15 protein-coding genes are annotated in these 18,299 nt (G+C 47.9%); 7 read left to right on the forward strand and 8 right to left on the reverse strand.

Going from position 1 to position 18,299, the window contains the following annotated elements; translation table 11 throughout:
- Window positions 1-117 precede the first annotated feature (117 nt).
- Together mutS and fdxA are read left to right on the forward strand one after the other, a co-directional pair.
- Window positions 118-2,826, forward strand: a complete 2,709-nt coding sequence (gene mutS / locus IDZ20_RS01385; protein WP_188149643.1) for a DNA mismatch repair protein MutS — start codon at window positions 118-120, stop codon at window positions 2,824-2,826.
- Between the two features lie 190 nt (window positions 2,827-3,016).
- Window positions 3,017-3,340, forward strand: coding sequence for a ferredoxin FdxA (gene fdxA / locus IDZ20_RS01390; protein ID WP_188149644.1), 324 nt, complete (start codon window positions 3,017-3,019; stop codon window positions 3,338-3,340).
- A gap of 342 nt (window positions 3,341-3,682) precedes the next feature.
- On the opposite strand, the gene rpoS is transcribed toward fdxA, so the two are convergent.
- The 4 genes from rpoS to IDZ20_RS01410 form a co-directional block, all read right to left on the reverse strand.
- Window positions 3,683-4,699, reverse strand: coding sequence for an RNA polymerase sigma factor RpoS (gene rpoS, locus IDZ20_RS01395; protein WP_188149645.1), 1,017 nt, complete (start codon window positions 4,697-4,699; stop codon window positions 3,683-3,685).
- A 276-nt stretch (window positions 4,700-4,975) separates the two neighbouring features.
- Window positions 4,976-5,797, reverse strand: a complete 822-nt coding sequence (locus IDZ20_RS01400; RefSeq protein WP_425443400.1) for a peptidoglycan DD-metalloendopeptidase family protein — start codon at window positions 5,795-5,797, stop codon at window positions 4,976-4,978.
- 223 nt (window positions 5,798-6,020) lie between these two features.
- Window positions 6,021-6,956, reverse strand: coding sequence for a DUF368 domain-containing protein (locus tag IDZ20_RS01405; RefSeq protein WP_188149646.1), 936 nt, complete (start codon window positions 6,954-6,956; stop codon window positions 6,021-6,023).
- Window positions 6,957-6,997: 41 nt separating this feature from the next.
- Entirely contained in the window at window positions 6,998-7,639 is a 642-nt protein-coding gene (locus IDZ20_RS01410; protein ID WP_188149676.1) for a protein-L-isoaspartate(D-aspartate) O-methyltransferase, read from the reverse strand.
- Window positions 7,640-7,739: 100 nt separating this feature from the next.
- Between IDZ20_RS01410 and IDZ20_RS01415 the strand changes: the two genes are divergently transcribed.
- Window positions 7,740-7,889 carry a hypothetical protein gene (locus IDZ20_RS01415; protein ID WP_188149647.1) on the forward strand — a complete coding sequence of 50 codons (150 nt, stop codon included), beginning with the start codon at window positions 7,740-7,742 and terminating at the stop codon, window positions 7,887-7,889.
- Here IDZ20_RS01415 and truD read toward each other — a convergent pair.
- Genes truD through ftsB form a run of 4 tightly spaced genes read right to left on the reverse strand, consistent with a single transcriptional unit; the run spans window position 7,886 to window position 10,420 of the window.
- Entirely contained in the window at window positions 7,886-8,896 is a 1,011-nt protein-coding gene (gene truD / locus IDZ20_RS01420; RefSeq protein ID WP_245792045.1) for a tRNA pseudouridine(13) synthase TruD, read from the reverse strand. The genes IDZ20_RS01415 and truD overlap by 4 nt on opposite strands.
- Window positions 8,889-9,362: a 2-C-methyl-D-erythritol 2,4-cyclodiphosphate synthase gene (ispF, locus tag IDZ20_RS01425; RefSeq protein WP_188149648.1), complete on the reverse strand. Its 474-nt coding sequence runs from the start codon at window positions 9,360-9,362 to the stop codon at window positions 8,889-8,891. Before ispF ends, truD begins: the two co-directional genes overlap by 8 nt.
- Window positions 9,363-9,370: 8 nt before the next feature.
- Complete coding sequence (gene ispD, locus IDZ20_RS01430) at window positions 9,371-10,096, reverse strand: 2-C-methyl-D-erythritol 4-phosphate cytidylyltransferase (RefSeq protein ID WP_188149649.1); 726 nt, start codon at window positions 10,094-10,096, stop codon at window positions 9,371-9,373.
- 42 nt (window positions 10,097-10,138) lie between these two features.
- Window positions 10,139-10,420, reverse strand: coding sequence for a cell division protein FtsB (ftsB, locus tag IDZ20_RS01435; RefSeq protein WP_188149650.1), 282 nt, complete (start codon window positions 10,418-10,420; stop codon window positions 10,139-10,141).
- Window positions 10,421-10,593: 173 nt separating this feature from the next.
- Here ftsB and IDZ20_RS01440 point away from each other — a divergent pair, with 173 nt between their 5' ends.
- The 4 genes from IDZ20_RS01440 (at window position 10,594) to IDZ20_RS01455 (ending at window position 18,160) form a co-directional block, all read left to right on the forward strand.
- Window positions 10,594-11,097 (forward strand): LEA/WHy family protein, encoded by a 504-nt coding sequence (locus IDZ20_RS01440; RefSeq protein ID WP_188149651.1) that lies wholly within the window; start codon window positions 10,594-10,596, stop codon window positions 11,095-11,097.
- Between the two features lie 182 nt (window positions 11,098-11,279).
- The gene (locus IDZ20_RS01445; protein ID WP_188149652.1) at window positions 11,280-13,163 is read left to right on the forward strand and encodes a putative bifunctional diguanylate cyclase/phosphodiesterase; all 1,884 of its coding nucleotides are present in this window, start codon (window positions 11,280-11,282) and stop codon (window positions 13,161-13,163) included.
- Window positions 13,150-16,470 carry a PAS domain S-box protein gene (locus IDZ20_RS01450; protein ID WP_188149653.1) on the forward strand — a complete coding sequence of 1,107 codons (3,321 nt, stop codon included), beginning with the start codon at window positions 13,150-13,152 and terminating at the stop codon, window positions 16,468-16,470. The genes IDZ20_RS01445 and IDZ20_RS01450 overlap by 14 nt, the downstream gene beginning before the upstream one ends.
- Window positions 16,471-16,552: 82 nt before the next feature.
- Window positions 16,553-18,160 carry an NAD-dependent malic enzyme gene (locus tag IDZ20_RS01455; protein WP_188149654.1) on the forward strand — a complete coding sequence of 536 codons (1,608 nt, stop codon included), beginning with the start codon at window positions 16,553-16,555 and terminating at the stop codon, window positions 18,158-18,160.
- Window positions 18,161-18,299 lie beyond the last annotated feature (139 nt).

Here is an 18,299-nt window from a genome sequence, read left to right on the forward strand (position 1 = left end):
GCCGGTTAGATTTTCCCTTTTGAGCAATTGATTTAGTTGGGTCTTACCGCCACATCCCGTAGAATACCTCGCGACCTAAGCCGCAGCACTTACCGCCACTAGAAACAATTAATCATTATGAATCAAGACGTTACAGACACCGAAAAGCACACCCCCATGATGCAACAATACCTAGGCATCAAGGCAGAGCATGAAAACGAAATTGTGTTTTACCGCATGGGCGATTTTTACGAGTTGTTTTTTGATGATGCGAAGAAGGCTTCGCGCTTACTGGATATTACCCTTACCGCGCGCGGTAAATCTGGCGGTGAACCGATTCCTATGTGTGGTGTGCCCTATCATGCTGCTGAGGGTTATTTGGCCAAGTTGGTTCGCCTCGGTTTGTCTGTAGCTATCGCCGAGCAAATCGGCGACCCGGCTACATCTAAGGGGCCGGTGGAGCGCAAGGTTGTGCGTGTTGTTACACCCGGCACGGTGAGTGACGAAGCGCTTCTAGATGCAAGCCGAGACAATTTATTGGTGGCGGTGTGCTGCAGCGAAGGACTGTTTGGGTTGTCGTGGTTGGATATGGGCAGCGGTCGTTTCGCCCTTAGCGAAGTGGAAACGGTTGAGGCGCTGTTAGCGGAAGTGGAGCGCTTGCGCCCTGCCGAACTCCTAGCGAGCGAAAGCCCTTTATTGCCCGCAAGTATTCGCCAGCGTACCGGTTTTCGCAATCGCCCCGAATGGGAGTTCGATCTCGGCACCGCTCAGCGGCTGCTCACTCAGCACTTTCAAACAAAAGATTTAAACGGCTACGGCTGCGAAAGCCTAACCCTAGGCGTAGCCGCTGCAGGCTGTTTGTTTGGTTACGCGCGTGAAACCCAGCGTACCGAACTGTCGCACATTGGCAAGCTTTCGGTAGAGAACCCAAATGAAGCAGTGATGATGGATGCGGCTACGCGGCGCAATCTTGAGCTGGATTTAAATCTAACTGGGACGGAAGACAACACCCTTTACAGTGTCTTAAATAGTTGTAGCACGGCGATGGGCGGCAGGTTGTTGCGACGTTGGCTAAATTATCCACTGCGCAATCAAGCGGTTCTAGAGCAACGCCAAGGGGCTATTCAGTTGCTGCTTGAGAATTATCGCTTTGAACAATTACATCGCAGCTTAAAACATGTTGGCGACCTCGAACGTATTCTCGGCCGAGTAGCGCTACGTTCGGCGCGCCCGCGAGACTTATCGAGATTACTTAGCTCTCTGGCGCTCTACCCAGAAATTCAATCACTGTTAAACGAAGCCGCAAAAAGCACACCGGCAAGCCTGAAATTAGCCGAGCTAAGTGAAGAAATAGCGGAATTCCCAGAAATCGTCGACCAGTTAAATCGAGCCCTAATTGAAAACCCGCCGGTGGTGATTCGCGAGGGCGGTGTAATTGCCGAAGGCTACGACGAGGAACTAGATGAACTGCGCAATATCAGCAGCAATGCCGGCGACTATCTTTTACAAATGGAAACCCGCGAACGCGAACGTACCGGTTTAAACACTTTAAAAGTGGGCTATAACCGCGTGCATGGTTACTACATTGAGCTGAGTAAAAGCCAAGCGGAAAAAGCACCGGTGGAATACATTCGCCGACAAACGTTAAAAAATGCTGAGCGGTTTATTACTCCAGAACTAAAAACCTTTGAGGACAAAGCACTGTCTGCGCGCAGCCGCTCGCTTAGTCGCGAAAAAGCGCTGTACGAAGAATTAGTGGAAATGCTAAACCAGCATCTGATGCCGCTACAACATTCTGCTAGCGCCGTTGCCGAGCTAGATGTTCTCAACAGCCTCGCCGAGCGCGCTGATCAATTAGCCTTTGTTTGCCCCATTTTTACCGACGAACCCGGCATCCATATTGAACAGGGCCGACACCCAGTGGTGGAGCAGGTGTTAGAGCATCCGTTTATTGCCAACGATCTAACTCTGGATCAACAGCAACGCATGCTGATTATCACCGGCCCGAACATGGGCGGTAAATCAACCTATATGCGGCAAACGGCGCTGATTGTTTTACTTGCCCAAGTCGGCAGCTTTGTCCCTGCGCTCGCCTGTAAACTTGGTTTAGTGGATCGGATATTTACCCGTATAGGGTCCAGTGATGATCTCGCTGGTGGACGCTCTACTTTTATGGTTGAGATGACCGAAACCGCCAACATTCTAAATAACGCCACCGCCAACAGCCTAGTGTTGATGGATGAAATCGGTCGCGGCACCAGCACTTACGACGGCCTCTCACTGGCCTGGGCCTGCGTTGAACAGCTGGCCACACAAATCCACGCGTTCACGCTGTTTGCCACGCACTATTTCGAGATCACCGCCCTGCCGGAACAGCTTAAATCGGTTCGCAACGTGCACCTCGATGCGACAGAACACCAAGATAACATCGTTTTCTTGCACAACATCCAAGCTGGACCGGCCAACAAGAGTTACGGTCTGCAGGTGGCGAAGCTGGCTGGTATTCCGCCGGCAGTACTGCACAACGCAAAAATCCAGCTCGCGCGGCTGGAATCAATAGGTCTGGTAAGCGATTTTCCCGCATCACCTAATCTAAACACAGACGATGCATCCGCTAGCCCGCGAAGCGCCACAAGTGAACCGCAAGAACTGCAAACCTCTACCGCACAAGAGCACGCCGCTACCCAGGCAAAACCAAAGCCCACTAATGCCGAGGCCAGCCCTCAAACCGACCTATTTACCCAAGCAGACAGCCGAGTAGAAACCACTTTAAAAACGGTTGATGTTGATGCGCTGTCGCCACGGCAAGCTCTGGAACTACTTTATTCGTTAAAATCGATGCTATAACATCGATACTGTAAAAGGGCGCCGTGTGCTTACGGCGTTGTTTCCATGACATAATTCGTTAAACTACGCAGAACATGGCCAACAGGATGGCCGCATAATAGAGGGTACCAAGGCCGTTTCCCTCTGCGCCCTATCCTGCTAGAATGCGCCGCTAAATTTTCAGAGCTTAATCTTTTCAGGGGTTGCCAAAATGACATTTGTAGTGGGTGAAAATTGTATCAAGTGCAAACACACTGATTGTGTTGAAGTGTGTCCTGTAGACTGCTTTTATGAAGGCCCAAACTTTCTCGTTATTCATCCCGACGAGTGTATCGACTGCGCGCTATGCGAGCCAGAATGCCCTGTAGACGCCATTTTCTCGGAAGATGAACTGCCAGCCGATCAAGAAGCCTTCATTGAGCTCAATGCCGAACTGGCTGATGTATGGCCTAATATTACTGAAAAGAAAGAATCCCCCGCTGATGCCGAAGAGTGGGACGGCGTCGAAGGCAAGCTCCAACACCTAGAGCGCTAGAATTTAATCGCTTAATGAGTGAATTAAATAGCTTAGCTTTTAGCCGCTCTAATTAGACGAAAATGCTATATCTCTATAGCCATAAAAAAACCCGCATTGAAGCGGGTTTTTTTATGGATGCTTGTTTTCTTTTATTTACTACGATACGGCTATTAACGGCCGCTATCATCGACTAGGGCTATTTACCTAGTTAGGACTGTCCAATTAAGGCAAGCTATTTGATGCTTGCGCTAAGCTTACACCCTACAAGGTCGCAAGGTACAAGTTTGCGCCGCACCAGTCTTACATTAACCAGTCTTACATTAACCAGTCTTACATTAACCAGTCTTACATTAACCAGTCTTACATTGCGCCAAATAAAGCAGCAGCGTCTAAACCTTGTTTTTCGAGGATATCGCGCAAGCGGCGTAATGCTTCTACCTGAATTTGACGAACACGCTCACGGGTTAAACCAATCTCGCGACCAACCTCTTCTAAGGTGCTGGTTTCGTGACCGCGCAAACCAAAGCGGCGGGCAACAACTTCACGCTGTTTCTCACTCAATTCGTCTAACCAGCCATTTAAACTCTGGCTGAGGTCACTGTCTTGCAACAACTCTACAGGGTCAGAGACTTGTTGGTCCGGAACAGTATCGATAACAGTTTTGTCCGATGACATACCAATCGGCGTATCCATCGAAGTAACCCGCTCATTAAGAGCCAGCATACGCTCAACGTCGGCGACGGGCTTATCGAGCAAGTTGGCGATCTCTTCCGCTGAAGGCTCGTGATCAAGCTTCTGGGATAGCTCACGGGCAGCGCGAAGATAAACGTTTAATTCTTTAACAACATGAATTGGCAGACGAATGGTGCGAGTCTGATTCATAATCGCACGCTCAATGGTTTGACGAATCCACCAAGTTGCATAAGTAGAGAAACGAAAGCCGCGCTCTGGGTCAAATTTTTCAACCGCACGAATCAAGCCTAGATTGCCTTCTTCGATCAAATCTAACAACGCTAAACCGCGATTCACATAACGGCGCGAAATTTTTACCACTAGGCGAAGGTTGCTTTCGATCATACGTTTACGTGCAGCATCATCGCCTTTAAGCGCCTTGCGTGCGTAGTAAACTTCCTCTTCCGCGCTTAACAGCGGGGAAAAGCCAATTTCATTTAAATAGAGTTGGGTAGCGTCTAGATTACGCTGATGCGTATCATCTGCGTCTACATTGAACAATGCTTCTGTACGAGCTCGCTGGCGAGTAGAGGCTGTTTCCTTTTCCACTTCTTCCGGTTCGTCGAGTTGAATACTATGAGCAACTGCTGCTTCGTTCTCACAGTTCGCGTAGGACAAAATTGATTCGAGTTCTTGAACAGCCATGACATGACCCCTGTAACCGTAGTTTATCGTAGCAAGCATCCACACTCGCGGGTTTATAGTTGGGTTAGGAAATTTCTTCGGCCCCCTCAAGCAGGAGAATCAGCTCATTTATTGTTTGAGCGGTAAACTCTGGCTCGGCCTGTAACAGTTAATGTCGGCAGCGTGGAAAATACTTTAGGCCATTAACCATTTTATTTACTACTTTTGGCTGATAGCTGGGGAATGCGTCCGAACGTTTAAAAACTAAATGAACGGCGCGGGGGAGGAGCAGGAAGCTTATCTACGAGGTAGGTACTTTAGCGGGTCCACAGGTTTTCCATCGTAGCGAATCTCAAAGTGCAGTTTCACTGTTTCGGTTCCTGAAGAGCCCATTTCAGCAATTTTTTGCCCACTAGCAACTTCGTCGCCCTCTTTAACCAATAAACGTCGGTTGTGGGCATAAGCGCTTAGGAGCTTGTCACTGTGTTTAACGATCAGTAACTTGCCGTAGCCTCGCAGACCAGCACCGGAATAAACAACCTTCCCAGCAGCGGCAGCCAACACAGACTCTCCTAAATTCCCGTGAAGATCAATACCTTTGTTTAGTCCGCCGTTTGAGCTAAAAGTAGCAATTATATTTCCTCTGGCCGGCCAAACCCACTCAAGAGACTTAGTTTCACCACTTTTAACCACATTTTTAACGACTTCAGGTGTTGTTTTTATCGAACGTTCTTTCGAAGCCGAATGCTTATCGATCACAACAACTGGCGCGGGACTAGGGGTCGATGTCACCGAGGGTACCACTGGTGACACCGTTGGTGGCGTAGCTTCGAGGCTAACCTTGGGGGTATAAGCGGTGGTGGGAAGTGTTAGATTGAGCCTTTGACCTGGATATATCGCGTAATCGGAATCTATTCCGTTAGCATCTGCTAACGCTTGAAAGCCCAAATTATAGCGCCATGCGATCGAGTAAAGCGTTTCTCCCTGAGCGACCGTGTGAGTCGTAAGACGTGTACCTGGCGGCGGTTCGCGATCATTCACGGGTGGAACATAGTTCCCGCTGCTACAGCCGACCAAGCAAGTTAACATCGCAACAAAAGTGATCGTTATTCTGAACACCGAACTAGATATTGGCATTCAACTCGGCCTCCGTCATTTGGTTTGTTCAAATCCTGAACCGGCGCGCTAATAACCAAAAATAGAATATTTAGCGATTAATAAGATTAATTTATTAAAAATAAGTCTATACAAGATAACTAGTTTTTCATGTTTTTTTGGGTAAATCCGAACTTACCCCATGCTTTTGAACAAAATAGACTCATTCTTTTAACGAGTTAATTGTTTAATGTCGTGCCATACGCTCAATCAAAAGTACTAAACCCAGCCCGACCAAACACATTAACAAAGCAAGTACCAGTTGTGACTCTTGTCCTGCTAGTATCATATAGTTCGCAGGTGAAACATTTTGCTGAACAAGTGGGATAATCTCGCCGTGGCGATCAACCGTTGACTCCAAGGTGACCTTCCAAGGCCATGTAACATTTAATGAACCTATTAAGAAACCTATCAGGGTAGCGAGAGTGACCGAGTGAAAGCGGCTCAGGAGCCACGATAAAAAGCGAGAAAAGACTAATAAACCGGCTACGCAGCCAGCACCGAAGCTAGCCAAGGCGATAAGGTTTAAATCACTAATCGCCTGCAAAAACACGGGGTAAAGCCCCACCAGCAACAAAATAAAGCTACCGGAAATACCGGGCAGTATCATCGCGCAAATCGCTACAAAACCACCTAAGAACAGCATCCACCAATCTCCGGCGAGCTGTGTAGGGGAAGAGATTGATACGCCGTATACAAACGCCGCGCCTAATATACAGCCGACCACCTCTCGCCAGTGCCAACGAGGCTGTTGCTTAACAAGTAAAACAATTGATGCAGCAATAAGCCCGCTAAAAAACGCCCATACCAACAGCGGGTAGTTCTCGAGACAAAAGCCGATGACAGTTGCAAACGTCTTTAAGCTAATTAATATCCCGCCAAACACGGCAAGTAAGAAGTTGCCGTTGATATAGCGCCAAGCACTGGCGATACCTTCGCTAAATAAAACCTTCACCGCCGCTGGGCCAATCTGCTTTAGCGAGCCGAGAAGTTCATCGTAAATTCCGGTTATAAAGGCAACGGTGCCACCCGATACGCCGGGAACAACATCCGCGGCCCCCATGGCTAAACCTTTAATCATAAGAATGAGATAGTCTTTTTTGGTACGAGAGGAAGTTGTCATGGTCAAATTCTTAACATGTATATAAATGAAGGAAGATTTATCTAGCGTGTGACACCCGACAGTAGCGGTACAAAACGTACGGGCTCTAGACGTTGGGTTTTGAATTCGTCGGAATCACCCAAACGCACGACCAGCGTGAGTTCTTGGGTATCTGCGCCAATAGGAATAACGAGCACACCATCTGGGGCGAGTTGCTGCTTGAGGCTATCAGGAATATCGCGCGGCGCGGCGGCGGAAAGAATGGCGTTGAACTGACGGCTTTCGGGCCAACCCAAACCACCATCGGCATGACGAAGCGTAACGTTGCGTAGGCCCAGCAACCGCAAACGCTCACGCGCTTTGTCCTGCAGCGGCTTAATCCGCTCAACACTGTAAACGTGCCCCACCAACTGCGCCAATATAGAGGTTTGATAACCGGAGCCGGTACCAATTTCCAACACTTCATCAAGCTTACCGCCAGCGCTCAACAGAATCTCTGTCATTCTGGCGACGATATAGGGCTGAGAAAGTGTTTGGCCGTGGCCGATTGGCAGAGCCGTATCTTCGTAGGCGCGATGAGAAAGTGCTTCATCAAGAAAGATATGTCGAGGGGTGTTAGCCATGATATCCAATACCATCTGGTGGCTTACCCCCTGTTCGATTAGGCGCTGTACCAGCCTGTCTCGAGTGCGTTTGGACGTCATGCCCACGCCTTCTAGTTGTATACGATTCACGAACCCCCCGGGTTGCACCGCAATGACGACACATTGCCAATGCCAAATTATCCTAAAAACACGTTAAAACATGAACTTAGCCACAGCAGGAGCTACTGGCTTGGCACTTTATATTCCATACACAGTGCGCGACTATAGCACACCAACTCCACGCCTATCCGCACACGGAAAGCCGCCACTAACACCGCCAGCGACTCCTGAAGAATCGACAAAGATTTAATCTGAAACCTGTTCCGCGGGAATCAATGCACAATTACGCAACTGAGCTATCTCACGCAAAACTGATGTTGCATAGGATCCAGGCGGTAAAGACATGGAAAGCTGTAGGTTTTGATCAGACAGCTGCCAACGCATGTCGTCGGGCCGCAACACTAAATTGCGGCGCTCCTGACTTAACCCCTGGTGCTCCAAGGCATTTTGCCAATCAGCTAGATGAGCAATCAGCCCAGCTTCCAATTCAGCTAACTCCGCCCCGACAACGCTGCGACCTCGACCCCATAACGGGCCCGTCGGAAATTCCTCTCCCTCTATAGGCGTAAGCCAGTTTTCGGCGTTTACACGGTGGGCCAAAACTAGGTTGTAAAGATAGGAGCGAGCCGCCGACACGACCATTTTGCGCATATTCCGACTGCGGATTTTTTCACCGTCGGCAAACCAGCGTTGCGCCCAATTTAGATTGTTGCCCTCGCGGCCAAAACGCTGTTCGCCAAAGTAATTTGGCACACCCTTTTCAGCAATCGCCTGCAGACGTTCCTCTAAACCGTCAACAGTATCGAGGTTACGCAGCACCAAGGTAAATCGGTTCGCGCCGTGTTGACCGCGGCGTAATTTGTGACTGTGGCGCGCTTCGGCAAGTAATTCTAGCTGACCATTAAACCCCGCGACGAAATCTTCGGCATTTTTACCGGCAGGCTGTTTTGGTAAGTAAACGCTAAACCATTGCGATGTCACCGCGTGGCGATCTTTCAAACCACAAAAGCTCACATCCATCGGCTTCACAGCAAAATATTCCGCTAGATGCTCTGCAACCCAGCCAGTATTTTCACCGGTTTTTTTAAGCTGCATGCAATAGTGTTCGCCCTCGCCACTCAGCTCGAAGCCGAGCAACTCGTCAACGACAAAGTCTTCTGGACTTACTCGAAAGTCGGCGTGACTAATCGGTAAGCCGTGGGCGTGAGGAAATTCTATAGAAAAGATTGGGGGCGTAGATGCCACTGAATCAGACATGTTGAATTAACACCGTTGCAAAGGCGGAAATACCCTCTCCTCGGCCGTTAAAACCCAAACGTTCTGTGGTGGTCGCTTTTACATTAATATTGGCGATGCTGGTATCTAAGTCTTCTGCGATTTTTGCGCACATATTAGAGATATGAGGGGCCATTTTAGGGGCCTCGGCAACAATAGTAAGGTCGGCGTTTACGAGGCGATAACCTAGCCCCGTTAGTTTTGCGCAAACCATACGCAGCAACGCTCGACTATCCGCATTTTTAAACTGTGAATCGTTATCGGGGAAATGCTTGCCAATATCGCCTAAACCCGCCGCACCGAGTAAAGCATCGCACAACGCGTGCAAAAGTACATCGCCATCTGAATGAGCAACTAACCCCTTGTGATACGGAATAACCACGCCGCCGATTACAATTTTATCGCCCTCGCCAAAGGCGTGAACATCGAAACCTTGTCCTATTCGCATAACCATTTTTACTCTTGATTTTCGGAAAAGTAGAGCTGATTTTGCACAACAAGGTTGGCGAGCTCTAAGTCTTCCGGGAGGGTTATTTTGATATTGTCACGGCGATCGGAAATCACTTTCACGCTGCCGCCCACATGTTCGATGGCCGATGCCTCATCAGTCACCACTAAACCTTTAGCTCGACAGAACTCAAGCGCGGTTTTTAACTTTTTTAACGGGAAAATTTGCGGGGTATGAGCCTGCCAAAGGTTGCTGCGGTCTTGAGTGTTTTGCACGTTATTACCGTGAGTCACACGTTTCAGGGTGTCCGCAACTGGCGCAGCGAGTATGGCACCACACTGCTCGGTGGTGGCGAAATCAATGAGTGTTTGAATTTTGGTGGGGGACACGCAAGGGCGTGCGGCGTCGTGTACTAATACCCATGTAACCGCATCCGTACCAGCGCTAGTGTCGATATGCTGAAGTGCATTGAGTACCGAGTCGCTACGTTCCTTCCCCCCCAAACATAAAGTAATACGGGGATGATTCGCCAGAGCGGTTTTTTGCCACCAGGCATCTGCCGCACTAAGTGCCACAACAACGCCGCGAATAGACCCGCATGCCAGCAATTTCTCCACGCTAATTTCAATAACGGTTTTACCAGCAAGTGGTAAATATTGTTTGGGAACGTCGCTTTGCATACGCGTGCCAATTCCCGCGGCAGGGACCACTGCCCAAACGTTATTTTCGGTCATTCGCTACGCTCTAGGCATTTTCTAAAGTTTAACCTCAAGGCGCTATTCATCTTTTTCTTCCACAATCATGTAGTAAGTCTCGCCTTCTTTAATCATACCCATCTCGCTGCGGGCACGCTCTTCGATAGCCGTGTAGCCATTTTTAAGCGCTTTAACTTCGGCGGCAAGCAACTTATTTCGGGCTTTTAAACGCTCGTTTTCCGCGCTTTGCTTTTCGATTTCTCGCTGCATCCGCACCATGCTCGCCACGCTCCCATCACCCACCCAAAGGCGGTACTGAAGCGAAACAAGGATCACAATAAGGGCAATTAGGAGCCATTTCATTGGCGCTGAGTCCAGTTTAAACAGGGCGCAAAACTACCACAGTCGAGGTAGAAGGATAAAGCCTGCCATTGTAGCGACTTGAGGGACTTGAGGGTAGCGACTTGCAAACGATCCAAAATAGCCCAAAGATAGCAGCCTTACGAGGCTGCCGATTTATAGTGAGGAAAACGAACGTGATTAAATCAACGGATCAACATATAACCACTAGCGCCAGAACTGTCGGCCTAAAGGTGACTCAGCGCCTAGCTGGAATAGTAATGTTAATAGTATTGGTAGGCTGTGCCAGCCTGAAGTTAGAGCAGCCACGTGTTGCCCTAGAAAGCATCTCCCCTCTTTCCGGAACCTCCCTGCAGCCGCGGGTAAAGGTCACACTCTCAATAACCAACCCAAACAGCATTGCTCTGCCGCTTAAAGGGATGAGCTACACCATAGCCCTAAACGGTGTTGAGCTTATCCAAGGCGCGAGTAACGACCTTCCCACCATTCCCGGATACGGAACAGAATCCGTCGTCGTAGTGGTCGGCGCCAACCTCAGTGCTGCGCCAAAGCTATTACTGCGTTTTTTAGTCAACCCAACGCAAACTTTTGACTACGCATTCAAAGCCAAAATTGACCTTAAAGGCCCCTACCCCAGCTTCAATATTGTCGAAGCGGGGGAAATAGAAATTAGTCGCTAAAAGCGACAACTTTAGTTACTAACTCTATCTGCCGAGAAGCTTACCCAGTAACCACAGGTATAAATGTATAACGAAGTTTGAGGTTGTTCATAATCCTAACAACAACCGCACATCACATATCCATCAGAGCAGCTACACTTAGCCACGGACAAGATAAAAGTCATTTTCAAGGAAGCCTAGCAATGTCTCTGCCACGACTATTGATAGTAGATGATACAGCCGCCAACATTGACTTACTAAGAGAAACCCTCGCTCCGGTTAACTGCCTTCTTTCGATAGCGACCGATGGCGAGCGAGCACTCACACTTGCCCATCGGTCACTACCGCAACTGATTCTTCTCGACGTTATGATGCCCGGCCTTGACGGATTTGAGGTGTGTCGACGCTTGCGGCGTAACCCTGACTTCAACCATACATCGATCATCTTCGTAACTGCTCGCACCGAAGATGTTAGCGCCGGATTCGAAGCCGGCGGCGACGACTACATAACCAAGCCAATTAATGCTAGCGAAGTTCTCGCGCGCGTACGTCACCACCTTGAAAAAGCCGAACTCCTCCGCGCCCTAAATGAACTCAACGATACCCTCGAAACCAAAGTACAAGAACGCACCATAGCACTAGCCGAAACCAATAAAAAACTACAAGACGAAATTGAAGAGCGTCGCTATATGCAGGGCAGAATGCAATATTTTGCAACCCATGATTCGGTTACCCATTTATATAACCGCACCGCGCTCGTCGAAAAAGTCTCCAACCTCATTACCGATGTGCAACTCTATCGGCGCGACGTAATATTTGTATTAATGGATATTGAGCAATTTCAGCTGATTAGCGAAAGCTGTGGCTGCATTGCTGGCGACGCACTACTCAAACAATTCGCTGACTTAGTCAACGATGCTTGTACATCCGAAATGTTTTTCGCACGAATAGGTGGCGATAACTTTGCACTTGTCTGTGAGAACAGTACCCCAGAGGAGGTGGAAATATTTGCCAAAAAAGTCGTAACAATCGTCGGCGCTTATAAATTCAGCTGGGAAAACCGCATTTTCGAGATCTCTACAACCGTTGCCATAGTGCCACTCTCTCAAGAAATATTAGCCTACGACCAAGTTATGCTAGTGGCAGATGAGATGTCCTATATCGCAAAGCGCGAAAGCGCTAATGGTATTAAGCGATATCAGCCTTCCCATACAGAGTCGCCCAATGCACGCAACTACACCATCAACTGGGCGCTAAAGCTTGTGGACTCGCTCAAACACGACCTTTTCGAATTGTGGTTTCAAAAAATTTCGGCTCTACCCTCTACATCGAAAGCCATAGAATCCGAAACATCAACTGAACGCCCGCAAGATAAGTTAGAAATTTTACTGCGGCTATTCGATCCAGAAACCCAGAAAATAATTCAGCCCGATAGCTTTATCCCGGCCTCAGAGCGACTCAATTTAATTCCGCATATTGACCGCTGGGTAATCAATCAAACGGCAAAATATTTATCCGAGAATGTAGCGCAATTCAAAAATGTAAAAAATGTTTCAATTAACCTATCAGCAGCATCAATGCGCGACACGCAAATGACCGACTACATAACCTTCACACTTAACACCTATAACATCCCCGCCAGTAAAATCTGCTTCGAGTTAACCGAAACTGAAGCTATCGCGGACATCAGTTTGGCGAAACGCTTCCTAGAGACTCTCAGTCGTCACGGCTGCAGTCTCGCTCTGGATGACTTCGGTAGCGGCTATGCATCGTTTAACTATCTACGAGATCTACCCTTCGATACCGTCAAGATCGACGGAGTGTTTGTTAGGGATATGGACAAAAACCCGTCTTATCGCGCACTCGTCAAATCTATAACCGAAATAGCGCATGGCTTTGGCAAAGAGGTAGTGGCAGAATACGTAGAAAATAAAACCGTGCTAGAAGCCGTAAAAGCGCTGAATATCGAATGGGCACAGGGCTATCACTACCACAAGCCTCATCGTCTAAACAAAGACAATATGAATAAAGCTTTCCAAACAAAGCACATTCAGACGAGCGACCACCAACTCAATGCAAAAAAATAGACTTTTCGACTACCTATTCCCTCACCTTGGAGCCACTCTAGCGCGGAGCCTGAGGCGAAAATCGATCGCCGTTACACTGTTACTCGCTACGTTTTTAACGGTTACCGCTCTAACTGCTTACAGCTATCACCAACACAAACAAGAATATAACGCTTACCGCTCTCTTATCGATACCCAGTTACATGGCGCCGCCATTGCAACAGAACTCATATTAGGAGCAGGAATCCACAAAAACTTTCTCACTGAGGGCTCGATTACAGAGCAACAAGAAATTGAACTCGCAGATAAAATCAATAAACTTAATGCATCCTTTGGACTGAAATACATTTATACAATGGTGCAAGATGCTTCGGGAAATATCCGCTTTGTCATATCAAGCCACACCCCAGAAGCGATCGCTAATAACACCTCAGAAACTTGGTATTGGAAGGTTTACGAAGATGCTCCGGACGAGCTTTACCAAGCCTTCAATCAAGACCAATCCGTTTATGTAGAATACCGAGACACCTGGGGAGAACAGCGTTCTATTTTTTATCCGGTCAAGACTAATCCAACGCAAACTTATGTTATTGGGGTAGATTATTCGATCGATAAATTAAACAGCCTATCGCGCCGTATTTGGATTAACATCGCGTTAACACTTGCCGTGCTTTACGCCAGCATACTGCTGTGGTCACTGGTCTACTACCGTGTGACATATAGCTCGCGGGAAGCTACGCAGCAACTGGAACTCGCACTATCTGCCGCTAAACTTCTGGTTTGGAGGCTCGATGTTAAAACCCATGAAATTCATTTTAACTGTGGCCCCGATTCCTTTTTAGGCTACGAAACACAGCATCTCCCTAAATCGCTGCTGGACTTCTTTAAGCTTATACATCCAGACGATATCGAGATGGTAACCCACCAACACAAGATAATGCTGTCGAGCGCACCAACAGATAGCAACCTATACCACGTCCAGTTTCGAATGAAAGGTAGAGACGGAAACTATGTTTGGGTTGCAACTAAAGGACGCAGTTTTATCACCGGCAACCGCACCCATAGAATTGGTATCGTAGAAAATATCGACACCCTAACTAACACTCAACTGAAGTTGAAAAACTCGAATAAAGATCTCGCCGAACGCGAATACTTTATCGATAAGGTAATGGAGAGCACCTCTGATCTAGTATGCCTAAAAAATGCAAACGGTAACTATATAAGCTGTAATGCGGCATTTGAAAAGATATTTAACGTGCCCAAAGAACAAATTATCGGAAAAACCGATTTTGAGTTAACAACACAGGACACCGCAAGACAATTGCATAGCAACGACCTAAATGCACTGCAATCTCCAACAGCACTGCGTGTCGAAGAATGGATCAACTACGCGAGCGATGGCAAAGAACGTCTATTCGAAACCATAAAAACACGGATTCTAGATGATGAGGGGAACCCCGTAGGTTTAATTAGCGTTGGCCGAGACATAACCGAGAAACATGCGCTCTTTGACGACCTGATTAAGTTCAAACGCTTTGCCGAAAACTCCGGCCAAGGCTTTATTATCGCCAGTATCGAATCCAACATTCTTTATAGTAATCCGCAAGTCGAAAAGATACTCGGGGTTAAGACTCCACATAAAAAGCTAGAAAGCTACTACCCTAAATTCATTCACAGCCACCTTAAATTCTCTGTACTTCAAACGGTTCTGGAAACGGGAACATGGACCGGGGAATTACCGATGCTCGGAGCGGACGCTATCACCGCGCCCTACCACACAACTTTTTTCTCGATACAGAATGAGCAGGGGCTCGACGTTTATATCGGCAACATTATTACCGACATTTCATCTTTAAAAGCAATTGAAAATGACTTGGCGGACGCTAAGGAGGCTGCAGAAAAAGCGAACCGCGCAAAATCTGCATTTCTTGCCAATATGAGCCATGAGATACGCACACCATTAAATGCAATTCTCGGCTACTCACAACTACTGAACAACGAAACGGCGAGTACCTCTATAAAGTCAAAGTTGGATCATATCTACAGCGCTGGAAAGCGACTACTCGGATTAATCAATGAAATACTCGACCTATCAAAGATTGAAGCTGGGCATATTCAGTTAAATGAGAATGTATTTGATGTCGCTACTGAACTTCAAGAAATTGCCAACATTATGCACGGCAAGGCAGAAGAAAAGGGACTGAACTTTGAGTTTATCGACTCCATCAAAGTGCCCTATCGAATACGTACAGATAAACAAAAGCTCGGGCAAATTCTGCTTAACCTCACAGGAAATTCCATAAAGTTTACCCATTCCGGTACTGTAAAACTTAAACTCTCAGCGAGTTTTCAAGGAATAGTCATTGAAATTTCAGACACTGGCGAAGGCATGGAAACGGAAGAGATAAAAACGCTTTTTGAGCCGTTCAATCAGGGCTCCGCAGGAGTTGCTCACGGCGGCGGCACAGGTTTAGGGCTGGGGCTATCTAAAAAATTAACGCAACTTCTCGGCGGTGATCTTTTACTCACTAGTTCAAAAGGTGTCGGCACTACCGTTCAGGTAACACTGCCATTTGCCCCTGAAAATGTTTCTGATTTACAACCAGTACGGCCCGCCCCCGGTGGATTTAAACTGACTGACGATCAAATTGTGTTGGCGTTAGTGGTCGACGACGACCCTGACAGCCGCGATATTCTAGCGACACTGCTAGAACAAACCGGCGTGAATGTACATAAATGTGACAGTGCTCTAGACGCAAAATTATGGTTGGAAACACATGAAACTGACCTGATTTTTACCGACATTAGAATGCCGGGGATGAGCGGAGAAGAATTTTTAATATACCTACGCTCAATCGAAAAGTATCACGATATTCCAGTGGTTGCAGTTAGCGCATCCACGCTAAGTCAAGAACGATTTCACTTTCTAAATATTGGCTTCACCCAATTCATTAGCAAACCTATTCAATTTGAACATGTTTATCAATTCTTACAACAAACACTTTTTCCCGAAACTCTTTCCGACTCAGACACCCTCGCTATCACTACCACTAGCGAAGCCGTTCCGCCACTCTCTGCACAAGGTTTAGATATCCTAGCAGGCGCAAATAGCAAGTCTCCGTTATTAACAGATGAGGTACGTAATCATTTAGCTAGTATTCGTGAAGCGGCCGTTGACGGTGATGTCGATCTCGCCAACAGTCACTTTCAAGCTATCTTACAAACCGACTTAGATGCGAAACAACACCAACAACTTAAGGGCGCACTAGCGCGTTACGACTTCGCGGCTATCGAGACGTTAATTGCCGATTGGCTGAGCGCGGTATAAAGCGACGCTACACGCGGGTAGTGATAGACTCGTCCTTACATTTATTCTGTGACACCTTTTGTCAGTCAACACAGGGCATATCATGTTAAAGCGCGGTATAGAAATACTGAACGACCCACGATTAAACAAGGGTTCAGCCTTCACTCACGAAGAACGAATTCATTACGATTTACTCGGTTTGCTTCCAGCAAGAATTAGCTCATTCGATATGCAATTAGCCCGCGCACTCGCCAATGTGAGGCGCCAACGCGACGATATAGACAAGTATGTGTTTCTCTCTTCACTGCAAAAGCGCAACGAACGTCTCTACTACCGCCTCTTGATTGATCACATCGATGAGCTAATGCCCGTTGTCTATACACCCACCGTCGGGCAGGCCTGCCAAGAATTTGCCCAGCTGTTTGCACAAACTGCGGGCATGTATTTATCGCTAGACTTTCGCGGCCAACTTCGCGAAATTCTCCGCAACTGGCCGGAGCGTGATGTTCGATTAATTGTGGTAACCGATGGCGAGAGAATTCTAGGGCTGGGGGATTTGGGTACAAACGGTATGGGAATCCCTATCGGTAAACTCGCACTCTATTGCTCGCTTGCGGGAATAAAACCCGAGCAGTGTATGCCTGTGGTACTCGATGTCGGCACCGACAACGAAGCACTCCGTAATGACACCCTTTATCTCGGTATGCGCGCACCGCGTCTGCGAGGTGAAGAGTACTTAAGCTTTGTCGACGAATTTGTATCCTCAGTTAAACGCTTGTACCCCGACGCGCTACTGCAGTTTGAAGACTTTGCCACCAACAACGCCATTACCCTACTCGACCGCTACCGCGATCAACTACTTTGTTTTAACGACGACATACAGGGCACAGCATCTGTTGTGCTCGCGGGACTTTACGCATCCACCCGCGTCACCAATATTCCTCTCGCTGAAATGCGTTTTATGTTTATAGGTGCAGGCTCTGCCGCTACGGGGATTGGCGAGCTATTAGTACAAGCGTTAATTTGCGAAGGGTTAACTGAAGCCGAAGCCTACGGCCGGCTCATTTATTTTGATCGCGATGGTCTCGTTTGCAACAGCCGCACAGATTTAATTGACCATATCCGCCCATTCGCAAAAGATGGTCCAGCCATTTCTATGCTTGAAGCCGTAGAGTCATTTAAACCCCACGCGTTAATTGGTGCTACCGGCACCCCCAATATTTTTACGGCTGAGCTCGTTGGCGCTATGGCTCGACACAATTTGAAGCCCGTGATTTTCGCCCTATCAAACCCTACCGCGCGCGCCGAATGTACGGCCGAGCAAGCCTATTTATGGACGGAAGGTCGCGCCGTATTTAGTTCGGGTAGCCCATTCAAGCCAGTTCACATCGACGGTGAAATTCGCGTTCCAGGGCAAGGCAACAATGCCTATATTTTTCCGGGGCTGGGATTGGGGGCTTTGACTTGCCAAGCAAGCGGAATCGACGATGACATGCTAATAGCAGCGGCGCGTACACTTGCTGAATCTGTATCCGATCAACAATTGAAGCTAGGATGCTTATACCCACCGTTAAAAGAAATCCGTGAAGTATCGGTGAGAATCGCCATGGCAGTAGCTACAACAGCGGCAAGCAATGGAAAAACGTCGTGCAATATAGACGACAAATTTGAGCAGGACCTACGTGAATATCAATACTGGCCAGACTACTAAACCGGTAAAGCTCTAGCGCTCGATCCCAGTTTATTGACGGCGAGCTCAGTTAACCTAAAGTAATTGAGCCCACGGCATTATAATCCGACGCTTTTTCGTGAAGCTGTTCAGCCTCACGAAAAGCGTTCTACAAACATTC

Origin of the sequence: Teredinibacter waterburyi, assembly GCF_001922985.1 — a bacterium.
In the GTDB taxonomy this organism is placed as follows: Bacteria; Pseudomonadota; Gammaproteobacteria; order Pseudomonadales; family Cellvibrionaceae; genus Teredinibacter; species Teredinibacter waterburyi.